Annotated in this window: 20 protein-coding genes; 11 read left to right on the forward strand and 9 right to left on the reverse strand. The window is 46.8% G+C overall.

The genetic code is table 11. The features are described from left to right. The first annotated feature begins 54 nt into the window (after positions 1-54). The 4 genes from ACO06L_RS16545 (at position 55) to ACO06L_RS16560 (ending at position 4549) form a co-directional block, all read left to right on the forward strand. On the forward strand, positions 55-600 hold the full coding sequence (locus tag ACO06L_RS16545; RefSeq protein WP_202348675.1) for a hypothetical protein: 546 nt from the start codon (positions 55-57) through the stop codon (positions 598-600). A gap of 85 nt (positions 601-685) precedes the next feature. Continuing rightward, positions 686-1924: a hypothetical protein gene (locus tag ACO06L_RS16550; RefSeq protein ID WP_202348674.1), complete on the forward strand. Its 1239-nt coding sequence runs from the start codon at positions 686-688 to the stop codon at positions 1922-1924. A gap of 81 nt (positions 1925-2005) precedes the next feature. Then, a complete protein-coding gene (locus ACO06L_RS16555) occupies positions 2006-3202 on the forward strand; it encodes a hypothetical protein (protein ID WP_202348673.1) in 1197 nt (398 codons plus the stop codon). 408 nt (positions 3203-3610) lie between these two features. Next, positions 3611-4549, forward strand: a complete 939-nt coding sequence (locus tag ACO06L_RS16560; RefSeq protein ID WP_202348672.1) for an esterase/lipase family protein — start codon at positions 3611-3613, stop codon at positions 4547-4549. 211 nt (positions 4550-4760) lie between these two features. Here the strand turns inward: ACO06L_RS16560 and ACO06L_RS16565 are convergent, their stop codons facing one another. Further along, complete coding sequence (locus ACO06L_RS16565) at positions 4761-5315, reverse strand: MarR family winged helix-turn-helix transcriptional regulator (RefSeq protein WP_421845996.1); 555 nt, start codon at positions 5313-5315, stop codon at positions 4761-4763. On the opposite strand from ACO06L_RS16565, the gene ACO06L_RS16570 reads away from it, so the two are divergent. The 3 genes from ACO06L_RS16570 to ACO06L_RS16580 all read left to right on the forward strand — a co-directional run bounded on the left by ACO06L_RS16570 (position 5298) and on the right by ACO06L_RS16580 (position 7053). Beyond that, positions 5298-5756: a hypothetical protein gene (locus ACO06L_RS16570; protein ID WP_202348670.1), complete on the forward strand. Its 459-nt coding sequence runs from the start codon at positions 5298-5300 to the stop codon at positions 5754-5756. The genes ACO06L_RS16565 and ACO06L_RS16570 overlap by 18 nt on opposite strands. Before the next feature lie 64 nt (positions 5757-5820). After that, on the forward strand, positions 5821-6450 hold the full coding sequence (locus tag ACO06L_RS16575; RefSeq protein ID WP_202348669.1) for a LysE family translocator: 630 nt from the start codon (positions 5821-5823) through the stop codon (positions 6448-6450). Between the two features lie 96 nt (positions 6451-6546). Then, positions 6547-7053 carry an AAA family ATPase gene (locus ACO06L_RS16580; protein WP_202348668.1) on the forward strand — a complete coding sequence of 169 codons (507 nt, stop codon included), beginning with the start codon at positions 6547-6549 and terminating at the stop codon, positions 7051-7053. Positions 7054-7226: 173 nt separating this feature from the next. Here ACO06L_RS16580 and ACO06L_RS16585 read toward each other — a convergent pair whose 3' ends face one another. From ACO06L_RS16585 to ACO06L_RS16605, 5 genes are all read right to left on the reverse strand, one after another. Continuing rightward, positions 7227-7406: a DUF1127 domain-containing protein gene (locus ACO06L_RS16585; protein WP_202348667.1), complete on the reverse strand. Its 180-nt coding sequence runs from the start codon at positions 7404-7406 to the stop codon at positions 7227-7229. 154 nt (positions 7407-7560) lie between these two features. Continuing rightward, positions 7561-8028, reverse strand: a complete 468-nt coding sequence (locus tag ACO06L_RS16590) for a hypothetical protein (RefSeq protein WP_202348666.1) — start codon at positions 8026-8028, stop codon at positions 7561-7563. A gap of 35 nt (positions 8029-8063) precedes the next feature. Beyond that, complete coding sequence (locus tag ACO06L_RS16595) at positions 8064-8480, reverse strand: VOC family protein (protein WP_413816185.1); 417 nt, start codon at positions 8478-8480, stop codon at positions 8064-8066. 46 nt (positions 8481-8526) lie between these two features. Further along, on the reverse strand, positions 8527-9720 hold the full coding sequence (locus tag ACO06L_RS16600) for an MFS transporter (protein WP_202348664.1): 1194 nt from the start codon (positions 9718-9720) through the stop codon (positions 8527-8529). Further along, positions 9659-10108: a MerR family transcriptional regulator gene (locus ACO06L_RS16605; RefSeq protein WP_202348663.1), complete on the reverse strand. Its 450-nt coding sequence runs from the start codon at positions 10106-10108 to the stop codon at positions 9659-9661. The genes ACO06L_RS16600 and ACO06L_RS16605 overlap by 62 nt, the downstream gene beginning before the upstream one ends. Positions 10109-11468: 1360 nt before the next feature. Between ACO06L_RS16605 and ACO06L_RS16610 the strand changes: the two genes are divergently transcribed. From ACO06L_RS16610 to ACO06L_RS16625, 4 genes are read left to right on the forward strand one after another with little or no spacing between them, the layout of a single operon-like run. After that, on the forward strand, positions 11469-12149 hold the full coding sequence (locus ACO06L_RS16610; RefSeq protein WP_421846000.1) for an SAM-dependent methyltransferase: 681 nt from the start codon (positions 11469-11471) through the stop codon (positions 12147-12149). 2 nt (positions 12150-12151) lie between these two features. Next, positions 12152-12472, forward strand: a complete 321-nt coding sequence (locus ACO06L_RS16615) for an antibiotic biosynthesis monooxygenase family protein (RefSeq protein ID WP_202348661.1) — start codon at positions 12152-12154, stop codon at positions 12470-12472. Further along, entirely contained in the window at positions 12465-13154 is a 690-nt protein-coding gene (locus ACO06L_RS16620; protein WP_202348660.1) for a class I SAM-dependent methyltransferase, read from the forward strand. The genes ACO06L_RS16615 and ACO06L_RS16620 overlap by 8 nt, the downstream gene beginning before the upstream one ends. Continuing rightward, complete coding sequence (locus ACO06L_RS16625; protein ID WP_202348659.1) at positions 13138-13566, forward strand: DUF2267 domain-containing protein; 429 nt, start codon at positions 13138-13140, stop codon at positions 13564-13566. The genes ACO06L_RS16620 and ACO06L_RS16625 overlap by 17 nt, the downstream gene beginning before the upstream one ends. Here the strand turns inward: ACO06L_RS16625 and ACO06L_RS16630 are convergent. The 3 genes from ACO06L_RS16630 to ACO06L_RS16640 all read right to left on the reverse strand — a co-directional run bounded on the left by ACO06L_RS16630 (position 13482) and on the right by ACO06L_RS16640 (position 16893). Then, on the reverse strand, positions 13482-14996 hold the full coding sequence (locus tag ACO06L_RS16630) for a PLP-dependent aminotransferase family protein (protein WP_202348658.1): 1515 nt from the start codon (positions 14994-14996) through the stop codon (positions 13482-13484). The two genes, ACO06L_RS16625 and ACO06L_RS16630, sit on opposite strands and share 85 nt — an antisense overlap. Before the next feature lie 295 nt (positions 14997-15291). Further along, a complete protein-coding gene (locus ACO06L_RS16635; RefSeq protein WP_202348657.1) occupies positions 15292-16107 on the reverse strand; it encodes an alpha/beta fold hydrolase in 816 nt (271 codons plus the stop codon). A gap of 48 nt (positions 16108-16155) precedes the next feature. After that, positions 16156-16893 carry a hypothetical protein gene (locus ACO06L_RS16640; protein ID WP_202348656.1) on the reverse strand — a complete coding sequence of 246 codons (738 nt, stop codon included), beginning with the start codon at positions 16891-16893 and terminating at the stop codon, positions 16156-16158. Positions 16894-17171: the final 278 nt, after the last annotated feature.

Consider the following 17171-nt stretch of genomic DNA (forward strand, 5'->3'; position numbering starts at 1 on the left):
TGCGGCTTCGCCTTCACTACAAAGCCGCGCACGCTGGCAGCATTAAAGGTAAATATGAAAGAGTTAGACATCGAATCTGTGATGCCCGCACTTGGCGAGGCGGTTGATGCTACTGCTGCGCAGATGCATGCAGTCCATGGGCGTTACTGGGAAAGTCGCCTCGATGTTTGTAAAACCGTTTTAACGATTACCGCCGCAGTATTGGTTGGCACCGTCTCCTTTTCAAGCTCTCTGATTGGCCCGGGAAAGGAGGGGCTGGTATTTCCATCCGTTTTGTTTATCTCCTGGGCGCTTTTCGTGCTGTCCGGGATGGCTTCTCTCTACGGGATGTGGCATCTATATAGACTGAACTCCAACTATGTATTGCTTACAAACTATCAGCCCGAAATCCAAGGCGAGCTTGACAGTATTGGCCCTAAAGAGTCTGAAGCAGAGCTTAAAGCTGAACTTGATCAAGTTGTTGTTGAGCTGACCAACAGGACACTGTCGCCATTGAAGGTGTCTGATCAGCACTCACACTACTCGCTAAGCGTTCAATTAATTACTTTTGGGGCGGCCCTTGTATGCTTCTTTTGCTTCGGCGTCGCGCAAATCCTTTAACAAGGCAAGTCCCGGCAACGTCTATTACATTGCGGCTTCACCTCTATCTCGTAGTCGTTCATCCTGGTTGGCGTTGGATATTCTTATGAGCGACGAGAACCTTTGCATGCTTCGCTATTACAAGCGGCATGTGTGCCAACTGAAGAAGATGCTTAATGATTTGGACCCGGGAGCCTCCGATCTTCGACCATTGGCTGAGATTCAGGGCTATCTGATCGATCGCGTTGTAGACATCGAGGCAAAAGTCTCGAAACAGCAAGCTTTGCGAAAGTCTCTAAAATCGAAACTAAGGGAGAAGGGAACGAGTAAGGCGAAGTCATCTGCAATTAAAGAACGAATCACCTCCTGCAATGCAAGGATTTCGGGTTACAAGTTTCTTCTCTACCTATGGCGTTGTTTTAGAGATGGAATCGCAAACAAGTACGTCAGCAAGTGGAACCTGAAGCGATTTTTTTACAATCATGATTCCTCTGAAATGAAACCGGCTCCCGGTTACATTGGCGGCAAAAAAGGGATTCGCGCTGAAAGGAATCTTTTGCAGGAAGCTCTCTCGAACAATGTGCCTGCGCTATTGTGTGACCTCACAAATATCATCAGGCATGGTGATGTTTGTTTGCTCGGTGCAACAGATCCATTCGTGATAGAGGTCAAGTCAAGTGCCAATCGAAATAAGCGCACTGACCGACAACTTCTGGCGATTAAAACAATCCATCAGTACCTTGAGGAAGATGTGGGTAGTGTCGGTGGTTTTCCAGGTATTCAGAGGCAGCCTTTGCCCCTCAAAGAAAGGCATCATAACTGGGCAATAAATTATGTTGCTGTAGAGGCTGCTGATGGACGACCATCACGTATTTCCCCTGAAGAGGGAGTCTTTTACATTGGCGTTCCCACTCAGGAAGAGGTAAATATTGAGCAGCTTTTTGAAGGCGTTGATGAACCGATGCTATTTATGCTCAATCACGATAAGACTGAACAGCTCTGGGGCAATTATTATCCTTTCACACTCTCACTTCTAGAACCAGAAACCCTATATGCGTTCCTTAGTGGGACGATCTTTCTCCTAGTTGTGATTAGCCAATCTTCGCTACGTGCCCGTGCGAACGCTTCCGGTTTTGACCTCAATGTGGTAATGGCCAATAACATTGGATTCGAGTTATTCAATCGGGCGTCTATGTTCAATAACGAGTTACCCTACGCTGCTTCTGAGCATTTCGTTGGTCGCTTGGCATTCGAGTTCCTTTCACTAGATTGGTTTTTTGAGAGCGAGAGACTCATGATCAACGATTTGGAGGAGCAAATGAATCGAGAGAGCGAGAGTTCTTAACTAGTTGTCGTAGCTTGTTCCGGACTGCGGCCTCCACCAGACGCCGCCGGTTGGGCCGATAAATAAAAGTGTTAGACCTGTATGTCAAAAATGAGAATTGAGTTTACAGCGGGTACCAAAGCCATTTTGGCAGGCAGGGCTGGTTACGAATGCAGCCATCCTGAGTGCGAGGTCATCACGATTGGACCCGGCGACAAAATTGATCAAATAAGCAGCATCGGAGAGGCCGCTCATATATATAGTGCTTCAGTGAATGGCCCCAGAGGGCAGAATGGCCTATTAGAAGAAGATTTACGATCTGTAAGTAATGGCATTTGGCTATGTAAAAATCACGCAAGACTTGTTGACGTTAACAGCGGTGAAGGTTTTACAGCTAGTGAGCTTATTTCTTGGAAGCTTCTACATGAAGAGTCGATAAAGCGTAAGCAAGGAAGAATGCGCCGAAATGTAGGGTGGGTATCCAAGATAAGAATTATGTGCAGCCCGGTTTTTAAAGATCAGTCGGTAATAAATCTCGGCAAGGTTACTCTCATTGAGAGCCAGCAGAACGGTTCAGGAAAGACTGCAATTTGCGAATGGTTAGCAGTATTAGGTTCCGAAAAAAGTCCCGAGCGTTGGATACCTCCTAGGGGAAAGGACATAAAATACAGTATCAACTTGTTTTTGCCTGAGAAGCACGAGGTGATAGTTTCGATCAAGGGTCAATCGTACAATATATATATTGATGGAGTTGATTCTTCTTTTTGTGGGATACCGTTTCGATCGTTCTTTTTTAGTCGAGAATTTGTTCGTGTCCCCAATCGAGGAGAATTAAAAGAGTCTGAATACCTTTGTAAAATCCTTGGGGTGGATATTTACACATTACAAAAATTATTCGATAAAATCGGATTTAGTCAATACTCAATGTTTACCCGAATATCACTAGACCTTTCAGACGATGAAAAAAACGATATACGATGTTCGCTAAGAAATCGGAATTTTGAGGTTTGTTTGAGTGCGTTGTCTGGTGGTGAGTCGAATGGTGCAATATTCGAGTTGCTCATTGCGAAAATGCAAACATATGCTGAGTACACGCCTTTAATTTTATTTATAGAAGCAGCTGAGATATCATTTGATAGGGCTTTGATAGAGCATTATTTGAATTTTTTAAACTCAAGCGAGATTGCATTTCAGACTGTGGTCACGTCTTTGTCGCCAACGACAGTGAAGACAAGCATTGGAGTTTCGCATTTCGTCTTGGAGGGGGCGAATAGCAATGTTGGGGTGATTCAGGTCTAAATCTAACAATCGGCTGCACAACGAACGATTCTTCGCCGCTTCGCGGTTCCAAACCGGCGCGTGAGCCGGCGTTAATCGTCCTACCTGAATGTCCGCTTTGCGACCCGTGCAAACCCCGAGTTTCATAAATTAAAGCGGACATTCGAGTCAGGTCTTTCCTCCAGAGCTTCCAAGCTAATCACAGCCATTTCATCCAGTATTATTGGCGGAGCAAGTTGAAGACGCAAGATGATTACGTGGCAGAGATGGCCATCCTCGGCTACGCTATTTTTTATGGATTTATGTGCAGCGCGATTGATGGTTCAAAGTCAGTGATAATGACGCAGTCAAATTTTTGCAATGATAAAGCGCGCTGCTTAATTGCTGTTATAGATCCGAGTTTTTCCACGAAGAAGGAGATGCTAGGTCATGAACGATATAGTCGAATTTATATACGATCAATTTGAAGCGTTTGATGCAGAAAAAGCATGGTCTTATATAGATGATATTGCTATTGCTTTATCATATGACACAGGTGATCTAAGGCTTTCTTCAATGTATTTTTTAGACTACATAATTTGCTCAGAAAAAATTGAGTACAATTTTAAAGAAAAATATATCGTTGGCCTGGCAGAAAGAAAAAATAGCTATAGTTTTGTTGAGAATATTTCTGAAATAATTTGCAGCTTAGATCCAGTATATCAAAATAAACTTTCGGCGCTATTAGCTTCAGCCGGAATGAAGGACGTGTCCAAAACTATTGGAATGGTCTCAGCTAAAAAATACACATCACCTGCTCCAATATCCTCGCCACCGCAGAATCTCACTATAATAGTTCATGGAACTTGGGCGTCTTCAGAAGCTTGGTGGCAAAAAGGTGGAGATTTTTGGAAATATATAGATTCGCTAGTTCCAAACTTATATCAAGGTAGCTCCCCTTTTAAGTGGAGTGGTGATAATAGTCACGGCAAGCGCAAAGCTGCTGCAAAAGACCTATTTAATTGGCTTCAGGGCGTTAGTGAAGTTGATATTATTGCTCATAGTCATGGTGGTAATATCGCAATGGAAGCAACTAGGATGGGCCTTAATATTAAAAAGTTGATTTTACTCGGCACTCCAGTTAGATACGAGTATGCTCCAATTATGGAAAACATTGAGAAGTTATATTGTGTTTACTCTAAGGGAGATACAATTCAAAAGCTGGGGGCAAAATTTAGTACGCGTGGCGATGGTCGAACTATGGCTGATAGTAGCAAAATAATAAATTGTTACGCTGATGATAATGGTAACAACGGTACGCCGAATCATTCTCAGCTGCATACTCCTCAGACTTGGATCCACAGTGAGAATCTCGCGGGAATTCTATAATAAGTAAAGGCAGCGGATGCTGCGCGCTGGACTTCCCCCGCGAAGGAAGACACCCCCCCAAGCCTCGAATAGCGGTCCATCGGAGGGCTGTGATCGCCCAACATGAATGTCCGCTTTGCGGCCATCAGCTTGTCACACAGACGGGCGGAAACCCTCATTTTGAACCATACATATAGGCCCTCATCCTCCGAGTAAGTCCACTGCGAATGCGTTACTTGTCGATAGAGGCAGAGACTCGTTTAAGAACAGATAGCGTCGTTTCGAGCTCTGCCTGTGTAATGTCCGCTGAGCATTTCACTGCCCAACCAGATTGCTTTTCGCCCAATTTCGAATATGCCATTGCTCCAAATTCAGAAAGGCTTATCAGCTTCGCACGTTTGTGGTCCGGATTTTCGTTAAACAGCAGTAACTCATCCTCATGCATAGCATCCACAAGTCTTTGTACCGCTTGTCTTGTCAGTCCCATTCTCCGTGCTATTTGCGGAACGGTTTGTGGTTCACCGGCGAGAGAAAGAGCCCCCAAAATTTTCCAGCGAGCGCTCGTAATCCCATATTCTGATCCCATCTGATCACCTTCGCTTACAAGGAGTCCTCCGAGCTTAAACACCTCAAGGACAATATCGGTAAACACTCGGCCTTTCTGAGAATCGGTCATCTGGCGCCCTTCTAAGTTGACAACGTGTTGACAACATGGGTTGTCGTATACAGAATGACAACATGTTACCAACTGGCCTTCCTGGGGGAAACCATGATGCTCAACCTTCATCGTCTTTCCGCGGCAATAGCAACGCTGTGCATAGCCATCTTTTTCTCGGCAACAATTTTGGTCGAGATCTTCGGCTCGCCAGGGTCCGTCGCAACTGTGAAAAGCCTCATTGTATGGCCAGGTCTGTTTATTCTCGTGCCTTCCATTGCACTAGCTGGGGGGAGTGGTTTCACCTTGGCCAAAGCCAGAAGTGGAAAGCTGGTTTCACAAAAGAAGACAAGAATGCCTGTCATTGGCATTAACGGAATTTTGATACTAATACCGTGCGCCGTATTTCTTGATAGCTGGGCATCAGTAGGCGCTTTTGATGCGCGTTTTTATACAGTGCAAGGAATTGAACTGCTTGTGGGTGCAGTCAATTTAGTGTTGATGGGATTGAACTTGAGAGATGGTCTAAAGTTGACCGGAAGATTCGGGCAATTGACGGCACGCAGCCGGTGAAAGCTCGTCAACTCTTGCTGTCAGACGTTTACGCTTGGCCTCAACTTAATAAGGAGAAGGTTTCTTGGCAATCGAATCCTGGTTTGCGTTTGTTGTTGCATCGACGGTCCTGCTGGTGATCCCTGGCCCGACGATATTGGCGGTTATCAGCTACTCAGTTAGTCATGGTCCTCGTGCCAATATTCCTTTGGTGGCTGCTGTTGCGCTAGGTGACTCCACCGCATTATTTGCTTCACTTGTGGGTTTGGGAGCTTTGCTCGCGGTGTCTGCTTTCTGGTTTACAGCAGTGAAAGTGGTAGGTGGTTTGTACCTCCTTTACCTTGGTATCAGGTTGATTCGTGCAGGCTTCTCACCTACTGAAATGTCGGAATCGACGCCTGACTCGTCACACTTGAGATTATTCGCCAACACGTATTTGGTAACAGCGCTGAATCCCAAGGGCATTGTTTTCTTCATGGCCTTTTTGCCGCAGTTCATTACACCGGGTGAAAACGGAGTGCTCCAAATGTGGTTGCTCGCGATCACTTTTGTTGCTTTGGCGACAATCAATGCCACGCTTTACACAGTCTTCGCATCATCTGCTCGCCGGCTGCTTTTCTCGACCAAAGCGCAGCGTAGGTTTAATTTTGCTGGTGGCGCTCTACTTTCATCAGCCGGTGTATGGGCGTTGCTAACAAAACGTCCAGCCGTGTAGAAGCTAGCGAATGGCTTTTGTCGGACGCACCTTTGCGTCAATCGGTGCGCCGCGATGCTAAGGCGTTTTGTTCCAAGGTGAAGAACGGGTAATTAAATGTTGTATATTCTTGGTGGCTTGCCTGCTGTAGGTAAATCAGAACTCGCCAAGCACTTGGCCTCATCAGTTGGCGCAGTCTATCTGCGCATTGACTCAATAGAGCAAGAATTAAGAAATAGTGGTTTTAAAAACCTCTATGATGAAGGATATAAAATTGCGTTCGCGCTTGCTTTGGAAAATCTTAAAAATGGCGTTTGTGTGGTGGCAGACTCAACCAACCCAGTTGCTGAATCCAGAAGCGCCTGGATAAATGTTGCCAAACAAGCTCAGTCGCAGTTTGTGGAAATACAAATTATTTGCTCCAGCAAGCAAGAGCATCGCGAGCGGGTAGAAAACAGGAAAACAGATATTAGGAATCTCTCACTTCCAGATTGGGAAAGCGTAGTCTCAAGAAATTATCAGCATTGGGCGTCACCCAAAATTGTTTTGGATACCGCGGGTAAAAGCCCAGAACAAAGTAAACTGGAACTCATGGAATTACTCTCGAGTGGCATTGATACGTAACAAATGACTGTCGTTTTTCCCTATGCCTGAATGTTCGCTTTGCGACCTCTGCGTCCTTTGTTTTCAACGCGGGCATTTTTGGATGTGCTGGCTGGATTAAATGGACGACCACAGAAACTACTAAGCTCGGTGCCTGATAAAACTCGAAAATCGATCAAGATCTAGATTCAGTCTCAATATCGCCAGATTCGCTCTCGATAATCATGCCGTAAGGTCGGGCTCGAAATGCCGATATCTTTCAGCAGAAAATCGGATGAGCTCTCTAACTCATTCTGATTTCGTCTGCGAGTATGCCACTTTTTAAGCAGGTGGACTAAGAGTGAATCTTTCCTGGATGTTTGAGCTTTTGGCAAAATGAAACCCTTCTTTTAAAAACCGTCGCGGCTAATGATCCGATGTCTTTTTAACTACCTTGGAAGTTTGGAAACATCTTCCTCATAAGGGAGCAAGGTACAAGCGGGTGCATTAGTTTCCACAGAGACGATTTAACATCGGTGCGAATGTGTGTCAGACAAACCTATTACAAGTGTCAGATAGATAGCTGTTTATGTCGGGCTTCGTCTCATTAGCCAGCACATGCCTGACCCAGGCATCGCGCTCATGACCAATCAAGTAAAGGTCCCATGCACACGCGGCGAGCCCTGTTGGAGTTTTATAGACTAACTCGGCGGGTGAATCTGATGGTGAGACATAGACATGATGATGAAGTTCGTTTTCATCAGCCCACCAGTCCACGAAGACGAAATTTCCAGTTTTGCCTTGGTGGATGCCAACGAACCCGACACCGTAGTGGTATGTCGCCAAGGCAGATTCAGAGACACGTTGTTTAGCGGTATGAAATGCCGCCTCCACGAGACGATCATTTAGCGGCCTATCATCGTAAATGATGCAGTACGTCTTGAGTGTCAGCTCATCAATCGACCACAAATCCAGAAAGCGGATTTCCCGTGTTTTGTAAACCTCTGATAGCTTCATGACGACCTCCTTTTATTCGAGGGAAGTAAAAATCTTCAGGGATTCGGTTGTCCAGAATCTGGCCATTGACCGTTTTTAATGACGATATTTCGGCCATCCATATCTCTATATGTTTTTGCTCGCAGCCTCCAGTATGGGTTTTTTGGCTCAACCGAGAGAAAGCCCGCCAGCTCCATCTGAAAACACCGACCTGCCCATTGATCAGCGTCTGGAATATAGAAAACGAGAAGATCTTCTTCAGATGGTCGTTCCAAAATATCTTCATTGTCATACCAGGTGAATTCCAAATGATATGGGCAGCCGCTTTGGCCAATCATTACACCAGAGTAACCGTCGTGATTTTTGAAATAACCCAGCACCGAAAAACCTAGTCCTTGCTGGTACATTTTGGTTATCCGGACCAAATCCTTCGTCGCTCTGGCAATTCGAAGCGATGGATACTGGGTTTTCAATCTCTTGTCCTGTGTTCCGCTCGGGAGCTATGTTTTCTGTGACTATTCAAAGCGTCGAAGAACTGCTTTGCGTGAACAGCTTCCTTGTGAACTTATGATAGTTCAGTAATAAAAGAATAGAACAAAGCACTGAGGCCACTGCCACCAATCCAACTGCTTCCCGTCCGACTGAGGCCAGAAGCCAACCTTCGAGGCCGGTCATCGCCATTATTCCAAGGTTTAGACAGCTACTTCCCGATGCCAAGATCAATCCTTTGTTCCTGTCATCAAGATTTCCAAGTAAGCTCTGCAGTGCAGGTGCGGCGAACCCTCCGCCGATCATCCAGCAAGCCCCCGCTATCCAAAATTCTGTGAAGGAAAGCTCGGATGTCAATGTGACAGTGCCTATCCCTGCAGCAACACACAGCATGCCGGCAGCAATCACGGTAATGGTGTTGTGGAACAGCCGATGCAGCGGCCCTACCAAGAGGTTTCCGATTATCGTAGTAGCGCCGAAAGAGGCCATCACCATGCCCACCTGCCCGGTGGAGTAGTCATAGCGACTGCGTAATAGTTCACCGACGATCGCGTAGGTTCCAACGGCGACTCCAAGCCCCAACATCATCATTGTAAGTGCGGGAAACACTCCGGGTTGTGATAGCGCCAGAGGCCACGAAAGCTTTTCATCGGTTTTGAGCGTGTTGGCTCTCCGTTCAGAAGGAAAGAGCAACAAACAAAACAGTAGGGTGACCAATGCGATTAGAGATATAGCCCAAAAGCTACTTCGCCAATTGGCCAGCACCACCAGATATGACCCAATGGCCGGGCTCAAAATCAATCCCAGTGTTAGCCCTAACTGGACCACCCCCATAGCTTGTAGTTGTTGCGAGCCTTTCAGATTGTCGCTAATCGTTGCAAAAACTGTTGGCATAATCGCTGCTGCCGCAGCCCCCGTCACTACTCTCGATAGCAGGGCCCAGGTGAAAGAGGTTGAGAGCGCCGTGGCACAGGTGGCTAAAACGAATAGAACCAACCCCGGAATCATGACGTTTTTCCGTCCTACCTGATCCGCCAATGCGCCAAAAAATGGAGCCAGGAGGGCATATGGCAGGGCAAAAGAGCTGATTAGCCAGGCAACTTGTGCCGGCGGGATACCAAAATCTTCTCCAATGGGCGTAAAAAGCGGGCCGAGCACATACTCATCTGCGCCGATCGAGAAGGTTGCTAATGCCAGGGTGGCTATTAGCGCTTTTGTCCTCATAAGAGTTTTCTCCTTCAACTAAATTCTGGATTTGCTGAGGAGAAAGATGAAAGCGTTCCAAGCGATTAAGTAAAAACTCTCGCCTTCTTTCCAATGATTTCATGGCGCCACCAATTTCGCGAAGCTTATCCATGTGCTTATTCAGCCCTTCTTCGCAAGGCCCAGCCTCGTGGTCGCCTGAAAAGCATGGAACGAAGTCCTGTATTTCTTTCGTTGAGAACCCTGCTGCAAGCATTTGGCGGATTTCTTGAACCTGACGGACATGGGAAGTGTCGTAATAGCGGTACCCATTGGAATCCCGATGCGGCTTAACAAGCCCTTGTGATTCGTAATACCTCATCAGACGACTGCTTATCCCACAGATCTTGGCGATGGTGCCGATTCTCATAACTTTCTCCTCAAGACTGAACGCTAACCCCTGACATGGATGTGAAGGTCAACCCTTAAAATGAAAATTACTAGCTGATTATTTCTCTTGACCAGACCTGGACAAAGTCCGGGATTTCCGCAGCCGGATAGGGGCGTGGTTACCCTCATTTATGACTCTCAGCCTCTAAGAAGCCCTAATCGGCCGAAACAAAGTGCTAAATCGATGAAGCTCAGAATTGGAGGGGTTACGGCTCGAATTCCACGCAAGTGAAAAATAAAATCCGTACTCATATTCATTATTGATATGTTCGCTTTGCGACCATACCGACTAGCAAATAGCTTGTTCCCATATCGCCCAAGGGCGACTCATCGAATCGGTACTCTTTTGAGGAAACAAAAAACATACTACCTCTCAATTGAGCCTAGAGTCGCGGGGCCGACGGGTGGACCTTGGTAAAACGAGTAGGACTCGCAAACGATCCCGTCAATCCTTGGCCCGTGGGATTAAGCCTCAACAGAAGCAAGAGAGCTAAACTTCCAAATGACTGGCTACCCTCGGCAGGCCGATGCGGTTACGTGGCGCGGTTTGCTCGTATCGTGCGGCACCAAGACCTAAATCCGTCTACGATCGAGGCCCCATGGTTGAAATCGCTCCTCGAAAACTGACGCAACTGACGACCTGCTATACTTGCTTATGTGGCATTGGTCCTCGTAAAAAAGGAGCAGGCGGTGCAAAAAAAGGTTCACAGAACAGGAACTGCTGAGGGAGCTTGATGCTGAATCCGCTCATGCAGATGAATTAGCCAAGCCGTAACAGCAGGAACTCACGCCGCTTGAAAAGCTGAAGGCTACCGTCAAGCGCTATGAACGCCCTCTCGATCCGATCTGGGATGAGTGGTTCGAGTCGGACGAACCCGCGACCGACGATTTCATGGATCAACGGAGCCAGCCTCCTGAAGGTCGAAAGTAATGGCCGATTTCCTAGCCCCTTTTTTCTAATAATAACTTCGCGCAACACCCACATCGCTAAGCAGAAAACGCCTAGTGCCTGAAAGTAGTTCGCAGCTTTCAACGGTGTTCTTTGAGCGGCTCGATGGTCTTAAGCTGAACTGTATCGCAACGATTGAGTGCAAACTGTGCCTTTAAACTTCTCCTTCCGCTTTTACACTAAAGCATGATTTGGCAAATCGACTTTGCGGCTCGGCCATACTAGTCGGTTGGGCCAAGAAAGGCATCACTCAGAACATGCTCTAACGAATGACCTAAGTTGGGTTGTCTGCTTGTGAATTCCGGCTCGAGTATCCAGCGACTGTTGCGAATCCTGACGGGTGGTGCTCTGAAAAACTTCCGCGAACGAATAAAAGACCATGAGGGCGGTGATGGAACTCAAATCAGTGGTTCCCTGGGGGAGAAGTGCTGCTGAGTATAAGCGCATGTTCAAACTTGAGTTCGAGACCTTCGATGGACTGAAGGTTTTGGGCGTGGGAGATGGCCCAGCATCCTTCAATGCAGAGATGAGCCGCTCCGGATTAGATGTTGTTTCTGTAGATCCTCTATATCAGTTTTCACGTGAAGAGATCGCAGCGCGTATTAAAGAAGTTACGCCCTGGATGGAAACCCAACTTTTCGAGTTAGCCGATCAGTATATTTGGGAAGAGTTTGAGGATGTTGCGGCATTGGTGCGAGCTCGCCTCTCATCAATGGATACTTTTCTCGCCGACTACCACGCTGGAAAAAAGCAAGGACGCTACATCTATGGCGCTCTTCCAAAGCTGCCAATCGAGAGCGCAAGCTTTGACTTGGCGCTGAGCTCTCACCTGCTTTTTCTTTATGACGACATGTTAGATCAGGAGTTTCACCTGCGGTCGTTGCTAGCCTTAACCGATCTTGCCGCAGAGGCAAGAGTTTTTCCTATAGTGAATCGCCAAGGAGAAGTGTCTCAATTTTTGAATGCCACTATCCAAGGACTGGAAGAGGCGGGCCGGAAATGCTCCCTAGAGCGTGTCGAGTATCGTTTTCAGAAGGGAGCAGACATGATGCTCAGAATAAATAGGAGGTGACAATGGCGAGTCTTGAACCAATGTTCCAGGCACCCTATTACGCTGTGATCTTCTCATCAGTGCGAACGCCCGGAGACAACGGCTATGGTCAGATGGCTGCCCGCATGGTTGAACTGGCCTCATTGCAACCTGGTTTTCTCGGTATTGATTCAGCCCGAGAAGAAATTGGGATTACCGTATCTTATTGGCGGGATCTCGAATCAATTAGGCGATGGAGAGCTGATCTTGAACATCGGGAGGCGCAGCGACATGGCAAGGAGACTTGGTACAACTCGTACACGGTAAGAGTGGCTAAAGTTGAGAGGGAATACAGTTTTGGATAATGAAGCATCTGTTATCCAAGCATGGAAGAACAACGCGAAGCCATGGATAGAAGCCGTCAGGAACCGAGGAATCCGCGATAAAGGAGTGACGTCGAGGGATGCTTTGGTTTCAACGTTAGAAGACCATGCGCCAGTGGAGGGACGTGTGCTTGACGTGGGATGTGGCGAGGGCTGGCTTGCGCATGAGTTGTCGAATCGCGGATTCAGTGTAACTGGCGTGGACTCATCTGAAGAGCTCATTGAATTCGCTATGAAACATCGTTCTGGACATTTTCTCGTTGCTGACCAGGCAAATCTAGCTGAGCTTGAATTGGGAAGATTTAATCTGATTGTCTGTAATTTTTCCTTGTTCGGGGAATCGACTGTCAGTCGATTCATTGCCTCTGTACCTGGCTTACTTGTTCATGGTGGTGCGCTAATCATTCAGACGCTGCACCCCTCTTCGATCTATCGAAACGGCCGAATTGAAAGTGGTTGGCAGAATGGTACATGGGCAGGTTTGCCGGGTGATTTTGGGGAGCCGCCGCCAACATTCGTCCGATCACTGGAGAACTGGTCAGTTTTGTTTGAAACGGCGGGACTGAGGCTCCAGCGGCTTATTGAACCGCCTGTGAGGGAAGGATCTGTCGCAAGTTTGATATTTGTCGTTTCGAATGGAGTCAGCGATGACTGTGCCGCTTGAGTACGAGTTGGCTTCCAGGAAGTTTATCGAGTTTCTCGTCGATGTCCGGGAAACATCGGGACTATGGAGCACTCATGTGAGCTACACGATGGTCGAGGGTGTGTTCAGGGTTTTCCGGCGTCGCGTATCGGTAGAGCAAGCAATCCGTTTCTCCAACGTCTTGCCTATTTGCTTACGGGCATTGTTTGTGAGTGATTGGGATATGTCTGAACCGGCCAAAGATTTTGAAGATTTCGAAACGATGAATGCCGAGGTTCGGGCCCTTAGAGCACAACACAATTTTGCAACCGATCAGGCTATACAGCACGTGGCGACTGCTCTTCGTCGTTACGTATCTGAAGAGGAGTTCAATCGAGTGCTGGCAGAAATCTCACCGGAGGCTTTGGCTTTTTGGTCCATGCAGGATTCATAACGAATTGGCTCTCGCAATGGTGGTAATTGATTACCTGCTTCTCTGAATTGCTCAGCAATGTAGAGAACTGATGCTTGCATCGTGCTATCTACTGCGTGGGCACCGGAAATTCGCAAGCACTTGGCGTTTTGTTCTGCGACAGAAAACATTTTTCCGGGTGCGAAATAAATACCGTTTTCCAGAGCAGTTTCATAGACTTCGGAGGTGTCTAGATCAAATGGCAGTGTGACCCAAACCAAATACCCACCATCTGGATTCGAGCAAGTCGTTCCCTCCGGAAAGCAATTCAGTACCAGGTCACGCAGTTTCTGAACGTTTTTCTGGTATATCTTTCTGATTTTCCGCAAGTAAAGATCATACGATCCACCTTCCAGATAATCGGCAACAGCTATCTGAGTCACTGCTGGGGTGGCGAGATTAAGAAAGTATTTTTGATCTGAGACTTCGGAGTAATACTTGCCTGGCATTATCCATCCGGCTCGGAGTCCAGGTGAAATCGTCTTTGAGAACGAGCTGCAGTAAATCACCGCCCCTTGACTGTCTAGGGCTTTCAGTGGCAACGGACGTTGATTTCCAAAATAGAGGTCTCCATAGATATCGTCCTCGATTATAGGTATACCCTTGCCACCGCATATTCGGAGCAATCTAATCCTTTCGTCTTTTGTAAACGTGTAACCAGTCGGATTGCTCACGTTGACTGAGATGCACATTGCCTTGATGTCGAAGTTAGCGACCGCGAATTCGAGTGCTTCAAAACTTAGAGGCCCACCCCTATGACAGGGAACTTCGACTACTTTCAGCCTAAGTACCTTTAAAGCGTGTAGTATCCCCGGATAAGTTGGCGACCCAATAGCAACGGTATCGCCCTCACGGGCAACAGATCTAAGCGCCACAATAAGGGACTCTTGGGCTCCACTCATTGCGATCACATCTGCTTCGGTAGATGTCACGCCGATGTTTGTCATTCGTCTTGCTATTGCTGCCAGATACTGGGGATGTCCGGGAAATGAGTAACTGAGAGTGTCCGATGCTCGCCTGGCCGACTTCAGAAGAGAGCGCTGTATTTGTCGTTTTGGCAGATAGTCTTCGGCGGGAATAGCCGAACCCAAAGGCACAGCTGATCGATGATTAAGGTTTACAAGGTCCCGAATAAAGCTGTTGCCTGCAAGATTTCTGGGGTTTATTTTCTCGAATTCTCTCTTTGTTTCGTTGTCCTGCAGATTTTTTCCAACGTAATAGCCTACTCTGTCCCGAGCTTCAACGATGCCTCGACTCTCGAGTGTCCGTAAAGCTGACACGACAGTGGTTATGCTCACTCTGTAAACTTGTGAGAGATATCTGATGCTCGGAAGCTTATCACCCGATGAATAAGCAGATGCGCGTATCCATGTCGCGATTTGACCGGCGATGTCCTCATATTTTTTTGCCATGACCAGCTACCGGTGTTTCATTAAAAGTATTGAAAAATAAATTATCATCGCGCTCGATAAGGCTCCATTGGTGAAATAAGTAAAAGGCATACAGAAATGAGGTGTCTCTGCAGCACAGCCGAATCGAAAGTGATGTCGTGCCCCAGCGTTTTCCTCGTACCTAGTTGACTACATGAAGCTTTCAAAAAGACCCCAGGCATGAGCCTAATCAAGGCCTTTCGAAGGCTTCATTATTTGAACTTCGCTAGCCTGCTTAGTCGGACATTTTGGGCCCCTTCAGTCCATTACTCGGATATCAATCGCGGACGAAATTCAAAATTTCTCTAGCGACAGCCGAAGGCTTTTCTTCTATGAGTAGATGACCGCAATCCTCAATGATCCGCAGAGCGGAGTTGGGAATCATTCTATGTAGTTTCCTACCCCTTTCGATAGGAACCCAAGTGTCTTCGCGGCCCCAAACAATTAAGGTGGGTTTCGAAATTCTCTTGTAGCTTGGTTGTATTTCCTCTGTATATCTGGAATCTGCTTGCGCTATTTGGCGATAGAATGCGGCCCTTCCCGTTTCACAGATCCAGGGCAGGATTGTTCTGTTCAAAGTGTCCTCATCAAGCTGGGTGTGTATTGCTGTTTCGATGTAAGCTCTCACTACAGCTTTATGGATATTTTCGGGCAGTCCACTAAAGGCCTCTTGGTATTGGGCCACATGATTGAAAAATGGTGATCCCCATGGAGATACGGCTACCGGATCGATTAGCACTATTTTCTTAAAGTCTCGCTGATTGATGATGTGGGTGCGCAAGGCCACAGCGCCCCCAAAGTCATGGCCTATCACTGTCGGGTTGTCGAGATTCCAATGGTCAATAAGGGCGTCAAGGGCTTGATTTTGTATACCCAGAGACACATCGCCCTCTTCTTTACTGGATTGCCCATAACCTAAAAGATCATAAAAGAATACTTCGTATTCGACCGATAACCGATGGATCAGATGTCGAAGATTGAAGGATGACCAGGGGGTGCCATGTACAAGAATAATAGGTTGCCCTTGACCGAGCCGATCGTACCTGATTTCACGGCCATGGAAGTAATAAGATTGAGAAAGCTCCCACTTCATGCTTCACCTTTAGGTTGTTAATTTCGACCTCTATAATTTCTAAGTGCTTTACTGGCCATGCATTAAGTTATTGATGATCGGGTTCTGAACCACTTTGGAAAATTTATCGTTTCGAAGATATATTCTGACTAATCGCTTTGGGTTGGTGTTATTTATGGTTAATTTGACTGGAAGCCAGTACTTTCCAGCGCGACCGAACTGATTAGTCCAAGTTGAAAAAATTAGTTCACCATTACCTCCATATGCCCTGACCTCATCTGGAAGTTGCGTCCCCAAGTTAATCGTTTGCCGAACTTGATAGTAACCTTGCTGAAGTGATGTTGGGTTTTTGCTACTCGTTTGCGGTATCGAGTTTTCATTAGTCTGGGTCGGCTCATGGGTCAACGCGATTCCACGAAATTCGTTGAGCCAAGGCGCGTCAACAGGTATAGCGTGTTGCTGAAATTTGCGAGACTCTCCTGTATCAGTGGCGTATGCCTCCCAAGTTTCCTCAAAAACTTCGCCTTGCTTAACTCTTTTCAAAAGCCAGAAGTTATATCTATTTTCTTTCCCTGATGGTGTCCAAAAGCCAAATCGACTAATGTCAGAATCTCGTTTATAGAACATCTGAGCGTCAGCGTAGTGAAAGTCGCTCGCCCTTTTTATGTACATCAAAACTTGTCTTGACAGTATTTCTTGATCATTTTTGAAGATAGGCTCTATTTTTGATTTGACTTGATTTTTAACGTCACATCCGGAAAGTGATATTATACCGAAGAGTACAACTAGCCTTGTAAACGCCAGCATTATGAGAGTCTCCTTAATTGGTCGCCTACACTACTCCATTTAAAGTTTGCGCCTAAGCTAATTCTCTTGAGCTGAGGATTTAGAGAAACTTAATGGAACGATTCATGCTACTTCTTTAATTCCTTGGTAATGCCAGCGGTGGTCTATCCAGCCGAATTTGGTTAGGTTCTTGCGTTGGCCTTACTGGCCACAGGGATGACTTTATTGTCAGCTAACCCATCAAAGCATCAGTGAGTGGATCAAGCTGTCCTTTCTGGACAGTGTGCAAAGACCTCCAC

Origin of the sequence: Marinobacter sp. (assembly GCF_965229985.1) — a bacterium.
In the GTDB taxonomy this organism is placed as follows: Bacteria; Pseudomonadota; Gammaproteobacteria; order Pseudomonadales; family Oleiphilaceae; genus Marinobacter.

Coding starts and splice junctions, on each gene's coding strand:
- ACO06L_RS16615 (WP_202348661.1), top strand. CDS start 12,152: ATGGCGAGTCTTGAACCAATGTTCCAGGCACCCTATTACGCTGTGATC.
- ACO06L_RS16570 (WP_202348670.1), top strand. CDS start 5,298: ATGATGCTCAACCTTCATCGTCTTTCCGCGGCAATAGCAACGCTGTGC.
- ACO06L_RS16635 (WP_202348657.1), bottom strand. CDS start 16,107: ATGAAGTGGGAGCTTTCTCAATCTTATTACTTCCATGGCCGTGAAATC.
- ACO06L_RS16600 (WP_202348664.1), bottom strand. CDS start 9,720: ATGAGGACAAAAGCGCTAATAGCCACCCTGGCATTAGCAACCTTCTCG.
- ACO06L_RS16590 (WP_202348666.1), bottom strand. CDS start 8,028: ATGAAGCTATCAGAGGTTTACAAAACACGGGAAATCCGCTTTCTGGAT.
- ACO06L_RS16625 (WP_202348659.1), top strand. CDS start 13,138: ATGACTGTGCCGCTTGAGTACGAGTTGGCTTCCAGGAAGTTTATCGAG.
- ACO06L_RS16605 (WP_202348663.1), bottom strand. CDS start 10,108: ATGAGAATCGGCACCATCGCCAAGATCTGTGGGATAAGCAGTCGTCTG.
- ACO06L_RS16560 (WP_202348672.1), top strand. CDS start 3,611: ATGAACGATATAGTCGAATTTATATACGATCAATTTGAAGCGTTTGAT.
- ACO06L_RS16640 (WP_202348656.1), bottom strand. CDS start 16,893: ATGCTGGCGTTTACAAGGCTAGTTGTACTCTTCGGTATAATATCACTT.
- ACO06L_RS16565 (WP_421845996.1), bottom strand. CDS start 5,315: ATGAAGGTTGAGCATCATGGTTTCCCCCAGGAAGGCCAGTTGGTAACA.
- ACO06L_RS16555 (WP_202348673.1), top strand. CDS start 2,006: ATGTCAAAAATGAGAATTGAGTTTACAGCGGGTACCAAAGCCATTTTG.
- ACO06L_RS16545 (WP_202348675.1), top strand. CDS start 55: ATGAAAGAGTTAGACATCGAATCTGTGATGCCCGCACTTGGCGAGGCG.
- ACO06L_RS16630 (WP_202348658.1), bottom strand. CDS start 14,996: ATGGCAAAAAAATATGAGGACATCGCCGGTCAAATCGCGACATGGATA.
- ACO06L_RS16550 (WP_202348674.1), top strand. CDS start 686: ATGAGCGACGAGAACCTTTGCATGCTTCGCTATTACAAGCGGCATGTG.
- ACO06L_RS16610 (WP_421846000.1), top strand. CDS start 11,469: ATGGAACTCAAATCAGTGGTTCCCTGGGGGAGAAGTGCTGCTGAGTAT.
- ACO06L_RS16580 (WP_202348668.1), top strand. CDS start 6,547: ATGTTGTATATTCTTGGTGGCTTGCCTGCTGTAGGTAAATCAGAACTC.